This window comes from Clostridium thermobutyricum DSM 4928 (genome assembly GCF_002050515.1).
In the GTDB taxonomy this organism is placed as follows: domain Bacteria; phylum Bacillota; class Clostridia; order Clostridiales; family Clostridiaceae; genus Clostridium; species Clostridium thermobutyricum.
The window spans coordinates 194,627-207,177 of sequence record NZ_LTAY01000037.1 but is presented as its reverse complement, the minus strand read 5'-3'; the positions used below and the strand labels follow the sequence as shown (position 1 = coordinate 207,177).

General features: G+C 24.3%; 15 protein-coding genes and 1 riboswitch. Of the genes, 12 read left to right on the top strand and 3 right to left on the bottom strand.

The features are described from left to right. Nucleotides 1–47: 47 nt before the first annotated feature. From CLTHE_RS08055 to CLTHE_RS08010, 9 genes are all read left to right on the top strand, one after another. Complete coding sequence (locus tag CLTHE_RS08055; RefSeq protein WP_002597596.1) at nt 48–344, top strand: metal-sensitive transcriptional regulator; 297 nt, start codon at nt 48–50, stop codon at nt 342–344. A 138-nt stretch (nt 345–482) separates the two neighbouring features. Continuing rightward, nucleotides 483–1,358 carry a DMT family transporter gene (locus CLTHE_RS08050; RefSeq protein WP_341456354.1) on the top strand — a complete coding sequence of 292 codons (876 nt, stop codon included), beginning with the start codon at nt 483–485 and terminating at the stop codon, nt 1,356–1,358. Between the two features lie 54 nt (nt 1,359–1,412). Then, on the top strand, nt 1,413–2,672 hold the full coding sequence (locus tag CLTHE_RS08045; protein ID WP_080022790.1) for an alkaline phosphatase family protein: 1,260 nt from the start codon (nt 1,413–1,415) through the stop codon (nt 2,670–2,672). A gap of 80 nt (nt 2,673–2,752) precedes the next feature. Then, on the top strand, nt 2,753–3,730 hold the full coding sequence (locus CLTHE_RS08035; RefSeq protein ID WP_080022788.1) for an ABC transporter substrate-binding protein: 978 nt from the start codon (nt 2,753–2,755) through the stop codon (nt 3,728–3,730). Beyond that, on the top strand, nt 3,705–4,472 hold the full coding sequence (locus CLTHE_RS08030) for an ABC transporter permease (RefSeq protein ID WP_080022787.1): 768 nt from the start codon (nt 3,705–3,707) through the stop codon (nt 4,470–4,472). Before CLTHE_RS08035 ends, CLTHE_RS08030 begins: the two co-directional genes overlap by 26 nt. Next, complete coding sequence (locus CLTHE_RS08025; protein WP_080022786.1) at nt 4,462–5,025, top strand: ATP-binding cassette domain-containing protein; 564 nt, start codon at nt 4,462–4,464, stop codon at nt 5,023–5,025. Before CLTHE_RS08030 ends, CLTHE_RS08025 begins: the two co-directional genes overlap by 11 nt. Nucleotides 5,026–5,124: 99 nt before the next feature. Further along, a complete protein-coding gene (locus CLTHE_RS08020) occupies nt 5,125–5,676 on the top strand; it encodes a hypothetical protein (protein WP_080022785.1) in 552 nt (183 codons plus the stop codon). A gap of 92 nt (nt 5,677–5,768) precedes the next feature. Continuing rightward, entirely contained in the window at nt 5,769–6,311 is a 543-nt protein-coding gene (locus CLTHE_RS08015; protein ID WP_080022784.1) for a cysteine hydrolase family protein, read from the top strand. An 82-nt stretch (nt 6,312–6,393) separates the two neighbouring features. Continuing rightward, nucleotides 6,394–6,498, top strand: a riboswitch (SAM riboswitch). Nucleotides 6,499–6,607: 109 nt separating this feature from the next. Beyond that, on the top strand, nt 6,608–8,002 hold the full coding sequence (locus CLTHE_RS08010; RefSeq protein ID WP_080022783.1) for an amino acid permease: 1,395 nt from the start codon (nt 6,608–6,610) through the stop codon (nt 8,000–8,002). Between the two features lie 34 nt (nt 8,003–8,036). On the opposite strand, the gene CLTHE_RS08005 is transcribed toward CLTHE_RS08010, so the two are convergent. Beyond that, nucleotides 8,037–8,999: a D-alanine--D-alanine ligase gene (locus CLTHE_RS08005; protein WP_080022782.1), complete on the bottom strand. Its 963-nt coding sequence runs from the start codon at nt 8,997–8,999 to the stop codon at nt 8,037–8,039. 167 nt (nt 9,000–9,166) lie between these two features. After that, a complete protein-coding gene (locus CLTHE_RS08000; RefSeq protein WP_080022781.1) occupies nt 9,167–9,892 on the bottom strand; it encodes a sulfite exporter TauE/SafE family protein in 726 nt (241 codons plus the stop codon). Between the two features lie 189 nt (nt 9,893–10,081). Between CLTHE_RS08000 and CLTHE_RS07995 the strand changes: the two genes are divergently transcribed. Then, complete coding sequence (locus tag CLTHE_RS07995) at nt 10,082–10,516, top strand: UDP-N-acetylglucosamine pyrophosphorylase (protein ID WP_158082688.1); 435 nt, start codon at nt 10,082–10,084, stop codon at nt 10,514–10,516. 44 nt (nt 10,517–10,560) lie between these two features. On the opposite strand, the gene CLTHE_RS07990 is transcribed toward CLTHE_RS07995, so the two are convergent. After that, on the bottom strand, nt 10,561–10,872 hold the full coding sequence (locus CLTHE_RS07990) for a DUF1540 domain-containing protein (RefSeq protein WP_080022779.1): 312 nt from the start codon (nt 10,870–10,872) through the stop codon (nt 10,561–10,563). A 179-nt stretch (nt 10,873–11,051) separates the two neighbouring features. On the opposite strand from CLTHE_RS07990, the gene CLTHE_RS07985 reads away from it, so the two are divergent. Both CLTHE_RS07985 and CLTHE_RS07980 read left to right on the top strand, forming a co-directional pair. After that, nucleotides 11,052–11,675: a DedA family protein gene (locus tag CLTHE_RS07985; RefSeq protein ID WP_080022778.1), complete on the top strand. Its 624-nt coding sequence runs from the start codon at nt 11,052–11,054 to the stop codon at nt 11,673–11,675. Between the two features lie 76 nt (nt 11,676–11,751). Beyond that, a complete protein-coding gene (locus CLTHE_RS07980; RefSeq protein WP_080022777.1) occupies nt 11,752–12,399 on the top strand; it encodes a Dph6-related ATP pyrophosphatase in 648 nt (215 codons plus the stop codon). The last annotated feature ends 152 nt before the right edge of the window (nt 12,400–12,551 follow it).

Sequence of the window (12,551 nt, the reverse complement as noted above, 5' to 3'; positions counted from 1 at the left end):
GTAAAATTGGAATGGGATAATTTATAAGGGAGGCAAAAGAAAAGGATATGGACGAAAAAAATATAGATTTATATATAAAAGAAAATGAAGCATTAAGAAAAGATATAATGAATAGATTAAAGAGAATTGAAGGGCAAGTAAAAGGCATTCAAGGAATGATGGAAAAAAACACATGTTGTGGTGATGTCCTTGTACAAATATCAGCAGTAAGATCAGCCATAAATAATGTTGGAGGACTTATTATAGAAAACTACGCTAGAAATTGCCTTGGTATAGATGAAGGAACAATTGAGCAAGAAAATTTAAAGAAAATGATAAAAACTATAAATAACTTTGTAAAATAATATTTTTATATGAGAGAGTATATTGAAAAATTAATTAAAAAGCTACCTTTTTAAGGTAGCTTTTTTTAATATTAATTCTTTATTAAAAAGTTTATTTAATAAAAAAAGTTATAATATAAAAGTAAGGATGGAGGAGATATTATCGGAAATAAAGAAAAAGGAATATTACTTCTTTTAATTTCATGTTTTTTTGGAGCAATAACAATAACATTAATAACTCTTGGAGGGAATGTTCCTGTTTATGAAAAAAGTTTTTTAAGAAATGTTACTACAATTATAGTTTCTATAATTGTAATAAAGAAAAGTGGAGGAGTATTTTTTGGACACAAGGGAAGTAGATGGATTTTGGTTTTAAGAGCTTTATGTGGTACTTTAGCAGTATGGAGTAGTTATTGGTCTCTTTCACATATGATGATTGCAAACTCAACAATACTAACTAAAATAAGTCCAATATTTACTGTAATATTTGCAGCAATTTTCTTAAAAGAAAAAATAAAAAAAATACATATTATATCTTTTATAATTGCATTTATTGGAGTTATATTAGTAGTTAAGCCAACAGGAAGTAGTTATGCACTATTGCCTTCATTAGCAGCTATATTATCTGCATTTTTAGGAGCAGGAGTTGCTACTTGTATAAGAACTCTTAGAAAAAAAGAAAATCCAAATACAATAGTTTTCTTTTATGCATTTTTCTCAATGTGTTTATCTATTCCATTAATGATTATACATTTTCAAATGCCAACAGAATATCAATTAATAGTTCTTCTTTCAGCTGGGATATCATCAACAGTAACACAATTTACTCTTACTTTTGCTTATAGATTTGCAGCAGCTAAAGAAATATCTGTTTATAACTATTCAAGTATAATATTTGTTACACTTTTAGGATATGTTATATGGGGAGATATGCCAGATAAACTTGCATTTTTAGGATATGCATTTATAATTGGAGGCGCACTTTTATTATGGTTTGTAAGTAGAAAAGAAACAGTAGAGGAGAAAAGAATATAAATTAAAATTATTGGTATAATAGTATATATTAATTAAAATTATGGTGGTGAAGTAGTGTTAAATAAAAATTCAATAAATGAAGTTAATAATAGTAAAATAGGTGAATTTACTATTCCTTTATATAATTCATATTGCTTTTCAAATATATTTGGAACTATAAAAAATTTATTTGGATTAGAAGATGAAAAAAGTCTTCCAAAGGATACTATTAAAAAAGGAAAAGAATGCAATAAAGTAATATTTTTTTTAGTTGATGCATTTGGATGGAAATTTTATTCTAAATATAAAAATAAATCAAAAGTATTAAAATTATTTGAAGAAAAAGGTATAGTATCAAAATTGACAGCACAATTTCCATCTTCAACTTCTGGAGAAATAACAACTGCTTTAACAAATCTTGATGTAAACAATCATGGAATTGGAGATTGGTATTACTATGAGCCAATGGTTGATGATAACATAACTGCATTTTTATTTAAATCTACTTTTTTAAAAGGAAATGAAAATTTAAAAAATTTAGGAATTAAACCAGAAGATTTTCTTCCAAAAGAAAGTTTTTTTAGTGAGCTTTTAGATAATGGAATAAAAACTATAGCATATCAAAATACTAATTTAAATAGTAGTACGTATAGTAAATATATGTTTAGAGATGCAAATTTAAAAAATTTTAATAGTTATGAAGATCTAAAAGAAAAGCTTTTAGAAGATTTAAAAAGAAATAATGAAAAAGAATATTATTATATTTATCTTCCTAAAATAGACTCTATAGGGCATGAGTTTGGAGATACTTCTAAAAATTTTGAAGAAGAAGTAGAAAACTTTTTAATATTTTTAGACAGCTTTTATGAAGAAATAAAAGATTCTATTGAAAATTCAGTAATGTTGCTTTCAGCAGATCATGGTCAAATAGAAAGTGATTTAGATGATATTATATATTTAAATTTAGAGATAGAAAATATATATAAATATTTAAAAAGAAATAAAAGAGGTGACATATATTCCCCATGTGGATATTATAGAGATGTATTTTTACATGTTAAAGAAGAATATATAGATGAATTAAAAGAAATATTAAAAAAGCACTTAGAAGGAAAAGCCTTGGTTTTTACAATAGAAGAATGTGAAAAATTAAATATATTTAAGAATTTAACTAAAAAAGCTAAAAAAAGAATTGGTGATATTATAATATTACCATTACGAAATAAATGTATATGGTTTTATGAAGAGGGAATGTTTAGTGTAAATGTGAAAGGAGTCCATGGAGGACTTAGCAAAGATGAAATGGAAATACCTTTTTTATATATTGATGTTTAAAGTCAAAGAAAACTTTCTTTGGCTTTATTTTTTTTCAAAAAATGATAAAATTAAAATGGAAAAATATTCTAGGGGGATTTATGAAAAAAATAATAATAACATTATTAATAGTAATAACTTTTTTTATTATTTTAGGAGATAATGTAGTATCTGAAAAAAGAGAAATAAAAAATGATAAGAAGATAGCAAAAGTATATATTCCTGATGGTACACCAGCTATTGGAATGGCAAAAATGGTATCTTCAAAGGAAAGTATAAAAGACTTTTTAATGAAATATGAAATAGAAGGGACACCTGATACACTTGTAGCAGAAGTTATGAAAGAAAATCCGGATATCTCTATAGTTCCTTCAAATTTAGCAGCACAAGCTTATAATAAAGGGCTTGATTATGAAATAATAGGAACAGTAGGATTTGGTTCTTTATACTTAATTTCTACAGAAGGGGAAGCTAAATTAGAGGATTTAAAAGGAAAAGAAGTGTTTGGAATAGGAAAAGGATTGACTCCAGATTTAGTTTTTAAAACAATTTTAAAAGAAAAAAATCTTATAGATAAGATAAATTTAAGCTATGTTGGTGGTGGAACAGAAATTTTACCAGCTGTTTTAAGTGGAAAAGCTAAATATGCAGTTGTACCAGAGCCAGCATTAAGTACATTAATGAGTAAAAATAAAAACATAAAAATAATTCTAAATCTAAATAAAGAGTGGGAGAAAATATTTGGTGTAAAAGAAGGATTTCCACAATCAACTATTATAGCTAAAAAAAGCTTAATAGAAAATAATAAAGAATTTATAGATTTATTTTTAGAAAAAGTAGAAAAGAGTATTTTATTTTCTAATGAAAACAAAGATGAAGTAGTAGAGTTATTTATTAATAACGGTGGAAAAATAAATAAAGATATAACTTCAAAATCAATAGAAAATAGTAATTTAAAGTTTAAAAAAGCTAAAGAAACAAAAGAAGAATATATTAAGTATTATGAAATTTTAGAAAAAGAAAATTCTAAATCAATAGGAGGAAAAGTTCCAGATGAAAAAATCTTCTATGAAGGATAGAAGACTTATAACTATATCAGTTCTTATTTTAGGGCTGATATGGTTTTTAGTTTCTAGAAAAATAAATAATGATATATATCTTCCAACTTTAAAAAATATTTTAATAGAAATTTATAATATTTTATTTACTAAAGAAGTAGTATACTCAATAATAAGTTCAATATTAAGAGGACTTATAAGTGTGTTAATAGCCATTTTAATAAGTGTTATATTAGGAGTTATAAGTGCCTTTAATAAATACATATATAATTTTTTATATCCAATAAATTTACTAATAAAATCAATTCCAACCATTGCATTTATAGTTATAGCATTAATTTGGGTAGATAAAAGTTTTGCTCCATTTTTAATAGGGTTTTTTATTTCATATCCTATTTTTTATGATGTAATAATTTCATCTATATTAAATATTGATAGAGAACTTATAGAAATGTGTGATACATTTAAAATTTCATTTTTAAGTAGGATAAAAAATATATATGGACCTAAAATTATTTTTTCTTTATTTAATATATTAAGTTCAACTATTTCTCTTACTTTAAAAGTAGTAATTGCAGGAGAAGTTTATGGACAACCTGATTATGGAATAGGAACATTAATACAAATGGATAAAATGAATTTTAACACAGTAGGAATTTTTGCATGGATAATAATAATAGTTTTTATAACTTTTATAATAGATATAATTTTAAAAATAATAAATAAAAATTTTATTTTATATGGAGATAAAGATGATTTTTAAAAATATAAATTTAGCCTATAAAAAAGAAGTGTTTAAAGATTTTGAAATAAATATAAAAGAAAATGAATTTAATTTTATTACAGGAGAGTCAGGAGTAGGAAAAACATCACTTTTAAACATAATAAAAAATAGACTTTTAGAATCTAATAAAAAAGTTTCTTATGTATTTCAAGAAGATAGACTTATTCCATGGATTACAGTAGAGAAAAATCTAGAATTAATTTTAAAGGATAGGAAAGAGATAGAAAAATTATTAATTGAAATGAATTTAAAAGATGTTTTAGAAAAATATCCTTATGAATTAAGTGGTGGAATGAAAAAAAGGATTAATATAGCTAGAGCAATTTTATATTATGGAGATATATTTTTAATGGATGAACCTTTTAATGGACTAGATAGAGATAATAAAAAAAATATAATTGAAATAATTAAGAAAAAAACTAAAGGAAAAACCTGTATAATAATAACTCATAATAAAGAAGAAATAAAAGAATTTAATGGAGTTTTTATAGAATTTTATGGGAATCCAGTAAAAATAAAATATAATTATTAAGATAAAACTAAAGATTTCTTAATTAAAAATTAAATAGATAAAATAACAATTTAAAGATGATATAATTATAAAAAACACTAGAAAAAGGAGTGATTATTTATGAAACGTAAAAGTTTAATAGTAAGTTGGGTTATTGTTGGAATTTTAGTAGTTATTATAATTGCTTGTGGAGTAGAGATATATAATAAAAATAAGAGAATAGAAAATTTAGAAAAAGCTCAAATACAAAGTACGCTTCAAGCTAATAATGAAAACAATAATAGTGATACTTTAAATGCTTTAGGACAAAAATTGTTTGGACAAGATTTTGATAATTTAAGTGTAAATATAAATCCAGATGGTAAAAATGAAAAAATGGATTTAAAATATAAATTAGCAGGAAAAGACCAAAAAGAAGTAACATTAAATAATATAGAATTAGTTAAAGAAAATAATCAATGGACAGTTTCAAAGGATTCAAAATTAACTAAAGAACAAATAGAGTTAGTAGAAAAAATAGCTAATAATGAAAATAAAGTTGGAACAGAGATAAGACATAATATAGCTGAGCAAATGCAAGCAGAAAATAAAGTTATGGAACAAATACAAAACAATATGAATAAACAAATAAATGAAATGAATAATCAAATAAATAGTTTATTTAATAATTAATTTTAATAGTAGAGACAGTATAAATTTATATTGTCTCTATTATTTATATAAAATATAATATTTATATAAATTTATTTAAGGGGAGTTAGAAAATGGGAAAATTATTAGTAGTTGTAGATTATCAAAAAGATTTTGTTAATGGATCAGCTGGCTTTGAAGAAGCTAAATATTTAGAAGAGGGGATATGTAATAAGGTTTTAAAATATTTAGCTAGTGGAGATAGAGTTATATGTACTCTTGATACTCATGGGGAAAATTATTTAGAGACTAGAGAGGGAAAAAATTTCCCAATAATCCATTGTATAAAAGGAACAAAAGGACATAGTCTTTATGGAAAATTAGAAGATATAGTAAAAAATAATAAAGAAATATTTTTATTAGAGAAAAAAGCTTTTGGAATATCTCCTAAGTCACTTTGTGAAATCAAAAAAGATTTTGGATATATAACTGAAATTGAGATAATAGGAATAGTTACGAATATGTGTCTTTTAAGCAATGTAGTAATGTTCCAAAATGCATATATAAATAGTGATATAATAGTTGATGCTAAATTGTGTGCAAGTTTTAATAAAGAAATGCATGAAAAAACTTTAGATATATTAGAAGGTATTCATATAAAAGTGTTAAATAGATAATAAGTTTTGTTTCAAATTTTCACATAAATTTAACTTGAAATATCATATAGATAATTTTAAAATTAAAAGTAAATAAATAAATCTTTTATCAAGAAGGTGGAGGGACTGGCCCTATGAAGCCTAGCAACAGCTCAAATTTGAGAATTGTGCTAAATCCTGCAGAAAAAATTTTTCTGAGAGATAAGAGTATGGTAATTAGGAATAATTTAGCTATCTTTTGTCTGAAAAATCAAAAGATAGCTTTTGTTTTTTCTCCTTCTTGATTTAAGAAACAAAAGATAAAGGAGAAATTAAAGGTGAATAAAAAAAATTTAAGTATGTTTGGATTTTTATTTCTTACAAGTTCAATATTAATAGAAATTTATGAATATCCAACATTTGCTACTAGCGGATTTAATTCAATATTTTATTTATTAGTTGGAGGACTATTTTGGTTTTTGCCAGTTTGTTTATGTGCTGCAGAAATGGCAACAGTTGAAGGATTTCAAGAAGGAGGAGTATTTACTTGGACAAGTAATACATTAGGAAAAAAATTAGGATTTGCTCATATATTTTATCAATTTATAGTCTTTACAATAGGAGCTGTAACAATGATTTATTTTATAGTTGGAGCTATAGCCTACGTTACAGGAATTGAGGCGATAAATTCAAATCCAATATTAAAGTTTTTATCTGTAATAATTATATTTTGGATTATTACTTATGTACAGCTAAAAGGAATAAATAAAACTGCATTAATAGCCAAAATTGGTTTTATTGGAGGAATATTAATTCCAGCGTTATTTTTATTTGTTCTTACAGGAATTTATATATTTAAAGGATATCCTATACATTTAGTTATGGATAAGAATACATTTTTCCCAAACTTACATAATAAGAGCTCTTTAGTTGTTTTGGTATCATTTATGCTTTCATATATGGGACTTGAAGTTTCGGCAACACATATTAATGATATGAAAAACCCTAAGAGAGATTATCCAAGAGCAATAATAATTTTACTTATACTTGCTGTACTTTTAAGTAGTATGGGAGCATTATCAATTGGAATGGTTGTACCAAAATCAGAGTTAAGTTTAAATCAAGGTGTTTTTCAAGCTTTTTCAAGTCTTTTAAATCATTTTGGAAATTTTAATATAGTAGTAAAAATATTAGCTATTTTACTTTGCCTTGGCTCAATTGCAGAAGTTAGTGCATGGATAATAGGTCCAAGTAGAGGACTTTCATTAGCAGGAGAAAAAGGACTTTTTGATAAAAGAATAGCTAAAAGAAATAAAAATGATGTAGCATCATATATACTTATAATACAAGGAGTATTAGTGACTATATGGGCATTTATAATTACTTTTGGGGCAGGAACTTCAAATAATTCATTTTTTATGGCAATGACTCTTACAGTTATAGTATATCTTACAGCATATTTTTTATTTTTCTTAGCGTACATAAAACTGACATTAAAATATGATAATTTAGAAAGAAAATATAGAATATCAAAAAATAAATTTATTAAATTATTTATAGGAATTATTGGATTAATTTTTACAGTTATAGCATTTATAATTTCATTTATTCCTCCAAGTGGAGTAAAAGAGAGTCAAGTTACTTCTTATACAAGTTTATTAATAATAGTATTTATAATTATACTTTTACTTCCATTTATAATAATGACTATTTCTAAAAAATTAGCAAAATAAAAAAGACCGATAAATTCGGTCTTTTTTTATTTTACTATTTTTCTTTAACTACAACACCGTTGTTTCTTGCATCATCTAAAGCAAAAACTTTCTTTCTAACTGCAAGTGATTTTTCGATTATTGTATCTAAGAAGTCTGAAACTTCAATTCCAGCACCTTTTAAGCTTACTGGGTAAAGACTGTTTTTAGTCATTCCTGGTAATGTGTTAACTTCAAGAACATAAGGAACACCATCTTTAACTAACATATCAACTCTTGTGTAAACGCTAGTTTTTAAAGCATAGTAAGTTCCAACAGCCATTCTTTCAACTTCTTCGTGTAATTCTTTTGGAAGGTCTATAACATATCTGTCAGCACCTTCAGCAGTATATTTTGATTGATAATCGAAGAATTCTCCTTTTGGATCTATTTGAAGAACAGGTAACATTTTACCATCAAGTACTGGACAAGTTATTTCAGTAGCACCTTCGATAAATTGTTCTATCATTATTTCTTCATCCCAAAGAAGACCTTCTCTTACAGCTTCTTCAACATCTTCTTTTTTCTTAACTATGAAAGTAGCAACACTTCCACCACCACTTACTGGTTTAACCATTACTGGGTAACCAAATTCTTCGATTTTATCATAATCGATTTCTTCAACTGACTTAACAACGAACCAATCAGCTGTTCTTATATTGTGGTATCTTAAGATTTGTTTACTTATATCTTTATCTACTCCTAATCCACCAGCTAAAACTCCACATCCTGAATAAGGAATTCCATAAGTTTCTAATATAGCTTGTACTCTACCATCTTCACCAAATTTACCATGAAGCATAAGAAGAGCAAAATCTAATCCTTTAACTTTTTCAAATACATCTAGTTTGTCATCTATTACAACAGGAATAACTTCATATTTTGATTTGTCTAAGTGTTCAATAACATTATTTCCACTATCTAATGAAACTTCTCTTTCTGAAGAAATTCCTCCCATAAGTACTCCAACTTTTAACATGTAACTAACCTCCAACTAATCTAATTTAATTTTTAATTCCTCTTAATTATATCAATGCAGGTTATGAAAAAATTACAAAAAGGTTAAAAATGAACTGGAAAAATGTAAAAAAACTTTGTACATATATATTATTTGTAAACAAATGAGAGATATATATAAAATTTTTATTAAATATAAAATAACATTATTAACTGTTTAATAAAGATTCCTATTAATATTAATTTAAAAGATAAAGAAATTAATTCATTAGAAGCTTTTTTATTGAAAAAAGTTCCAATTTTTGAACCTACTAAAGCACCAGGAATCATAAAAATAGCATAGGTTAAGTTATGATATCCTCTAAAATAATAATTACTAACTGTTATAAATGTACTTATAAATATAAGTGAAAGTGTTGTTGCAGATGCTCCTTTTTGATCAAAACCATAAAAAATTAAAAGAATTGGTATAAGCATTATAGCTCCACCAAGACCAAATAACCCAGATATAATTCCAATAGAGAGTCCAACGAAGGGTTTAGTCCAATTAGGAAGAATTATTTTAGGTAATCTTTTTTCAAAAAACATAAGTAATATTAAAATGAATAATAATATTATAAAGAACAAATTAAATATATGTACTGTTATAAAGCTATTTATATATACACCTAGAGATGCTCCTGGAATAATACCAATAGCAATCAATACAGCTGTCTTAAAATCTCCTTGATGCCTTTTTCTATATATAAATGTAGACATAAATGTCATAAAAAGCATTGTTAAATCAGTATTTATAGATATTAATGCTTTAGGTACACCAAGTGAAAGTAATAGGGGGATTATTATTATGTCTCCACCTAATCCAACAAAACTTCCAATTGAACATGAAAGTAATGCAATTAAAAAGTAATTCATATTAGGGCTCCTTAGTTTTTATTAAATATAATAAATAAAAATTATTAGTGTATAAATTTTTATTTACATAAATATTATACAATTAAAATAAATAGTAAATTGTAATAAATCTGTTAAATAAGAATGATTTGCATATAGAAGAATTTGAAATCCGAGTAAAATGGTAGTATTATATAGTTAATAAATTACATGAAGAAAGAGAGAAAAGAAATGGAATTAAATTTAACAACTTATAAATTAGGAAAATTATTAAAGGATGTATCTGAAAAGTATCCAACAACATTAATGACAAAAATAAAATTAAGTGGTGGATTTATGACTATGTTTGGAGAGGTAAAAGTAGAAAAAATACCACAAAATGCTTTAAGTTTTAATAAAGGAAATAATATTATAGATATAAATATAAAAACTGATGATAAAGAAGGTGCAACTTTAAAAATAACTGGAATGAAAGGTGGATTTAATGTCCAAATTGCAGATACAAGATATAAAGAAATTTGCAAAGGAAAATTTTCAGATGAAATAAAAATAAATTCAAAAGAATGCAAAATAAAAATTGATAGTGACATGATATTTACTGTAAAAGCTACAAAAGAAGAAGTTATGGAATTAGTTGAAAAATAAAAATTAAAGGCGAATAGAAATATTCGCCTTTAATTTTTTTATTATTATTTATCAAAATTGCTACAAAAAGTTTCTGTATAAATTTTAGTGTCAGTATTAGTTTTTACAGTTATAGAAGAAAGTGAGCAAAGTTTATTTTTGTTGTGTTCACAAGTTTCAGCAGAACAAACAAGTGCAGGTTCTCCTGTAAATCTATTTGTACTATTAGTTAAATCACCATAATGTTTATTATCTAAAAAAGATCCGCAACAAGTAGCAGAAGCTTCATTAGCTAATGCACCTCCAATATCAACTCTATTAGCTTTACAATTACCACTAGCATTATGAGAACAATTTAGAACTGTACAATTTATCATTTTGAATCACTCCTTATTTTATTTAAAATATATTTTTAAACACATGAAAATATTAAATATTTCTTTTTTATAATTCCCTAAAAATATAAATTTAATAGAAAAATAATAATAAAATTAAAATATTTATTTTATAATCAAGGCTAGAAATATTAAAAAATTTAACTGAAGTGAGGAATATAATGGATTTAATTCATATGATAATAAAAAATATAATGGGACTAGTTCATACTTCAGGATACTTTGGAGTTTTTATTGCATCTGGAATTGAATATGCATGTGTTCCAGCTCCTCCAAGTGAAGTTATAATCCCATTTATAAGTGCTATGGCAGCTAAAGGAGAATATAATTTAATAGTAGCCTATTTAACTACAATATTTGGAGGTGTAATAGGATCATTAACAACTTATTTAGTGGGATATTTAGGTGGAAGAAAAATTTTAAATTTTATAAAAGTTAAAATAAAAAAATCAGGACCTATCATAAACAAAATAGGAATTTTATTTGAGAAACATGGAAATATGGTTGTATTAATTGCTAGAGTAATGCCATTTACCAGAGCATATATATCTTTAGTAGCTGGAGTTGAAAGATTAAATATAAAATATTTTATTATTTTTACTTCTATAGGAATTGGAATATGGAATGGAATATTATTTATTTTAGGATACTTTTTTGGAAGTAATATAAAATATATATTTGAAATTTCTAAAAAATATATTTACATTATAGTCATAATTTTTGTTATATTATTTATTGGATATATTTTATATAAGATACTAAAGAAAAAATATAATAATTTATAATAGAAGATATTTAATTGTTTTTATAAGAAATAAAAAGTTTTAAAGATTATTTAGTTAAAGTAAAGGAGTAATGAGTTTGAGTAAAAATTTTATAATGGCATATAGTTGTGGAAAAGATAGTACATTGGCTTTATATAGAATGATAGAAAGGGGATATAAACCAGTTTGTATTTTAGTGACTACTGGAGATGGTGAAGATTCTTGGTTTCATGGAATAAATAAAAGTTTAGTTAAGAAAGTTTCTGAAAGTCTAGGAATAGATTTATTATTTGCAAATTGTAGTGTAGAGAAATATGAAGAAAATTTTGTTTCTGCTTTAAAAGAAGCAAGAGATAAATATGATGCTAAAATATGTGCTTTTGGAGATATTGATATAGAGCTTCATAGAAAATGGGATTTAGATATGTGTAAAAAAGCTGAGATTGAAGGTATTTTACCATTGTGGAATGAAGATAGAGAAAAATTAACTTTAGAATTTATAAAAAGTGGATTTAAAGCAGTAATAAAAAAAGTAAGATTAGATATATTAAATGAAGATTTTTTAGGAAAAATATTAGATGAGGATTTAATTATTGATATAAAAAAAGCTGGGTCAGATGTATGTGGCGAAAATGGAGAATATCATACATTTGTATTTGATGGGCCTATATTTAAAGAAAAAGTCCAATTTAATGTTATAGAAAAGAAAACAAATGAAAAATATGGTGAAATAACTATAAATTAAATAAAATCAAAGTTATAATCCATAAATATAGACAAAAGTCTAGTTTTAAAATATAATCTATTTATAAATAAAAATGAGATATATTGAAAAATTATGGCTGGAATTTTTAATTTACTCATAATTACGGTATAATTAAAAAGTAAATTATTCAA

What these genes read in the sequence shown, in the direction of transcription:
- CLTHE_RS08015 (WP_080022784.1), top strand. Translation starts at nt 5,769, where the DNA reads ATGGGAAAATTATTAGTAGTTGTAGATTATCAAAAAGATTTTGTTAAT.
- CLTHE_RS08030 (WP_080022787.1), top strand. Translation starts at nt 3,705, where the DNA reads ATGAAAAAATCTTCTATGAAGGATAGAAGACTTATAACTATATCAGTT.
- CLTHE_RS08055 (WP_002597596.1), top strand. Translation starts at nt 48, where the DNA reads ATGGACGAAAAAAATATAGATTTATATATAAAAGAAAATGAAGCATTA.
- CLTHE_RS08025 (WP_080022786.1), top strand. Translation starts at nt 4,462, where the DNA reads ATGATTTTTAAAAATATAAATTTAGCCTATAAAAAAGAAGTGTTTAAA.
- CLTHE_RS08000 (WP_080022781.1), bottom strand. Translation starts at nt 9,892, where the DNA reads ATGAATTACTTTTTAATTGCATTACTTTCATGTTCAATTGGAAGTTTT.
- CLTHE_RS07990 (WP_080022779.1), bottom strand. Translation starts at nt 10,872, where the DNA reads ATGATAAATTGTACAGTTCTAAATTGTTCTCATAATGCTAGTGGTAAT.
- CLTHE_RS07995 (WP_158082688.1), top strand. Translation starts at nt 10,082, where the DNA reads ATGAAGAAAGAGAGAAAAGAAATGGAATTAAATTTAACAACTTATAAA.
- CLTHE_RS08020 (WP_080022785.1), top strand. Translation starts at nt 5,125, where the DNA reads ATGAAACGTAAAAGTTTAATAGTAAGTTGGGTTATTGTTGGAATTTTA.
- CLTHE_RS08005 (WP_080022782.1), bottom strand. Translation starts at nt 8,999, where the DNA reads ATGTTAAAAGTTGGAGTACTTATGGGAGGAATTTCTTCAGAAAGAGAA.
- CLTHE_RS08035 (WP_080022788.1), top strand. Translation starts at nt 2,753, where the DNA reads ATGAAAAAAATAATAATAACATTATTAATAGTAATAACTTTTTTTATT.
- CLTHE_RS07985 (WP_080022778.1), top strand. Translation starts at nt 11,052, where the DNA reads ATGGATTTAATTCATATGATAATAAAAAATATAATGGGACTAGTTCAT.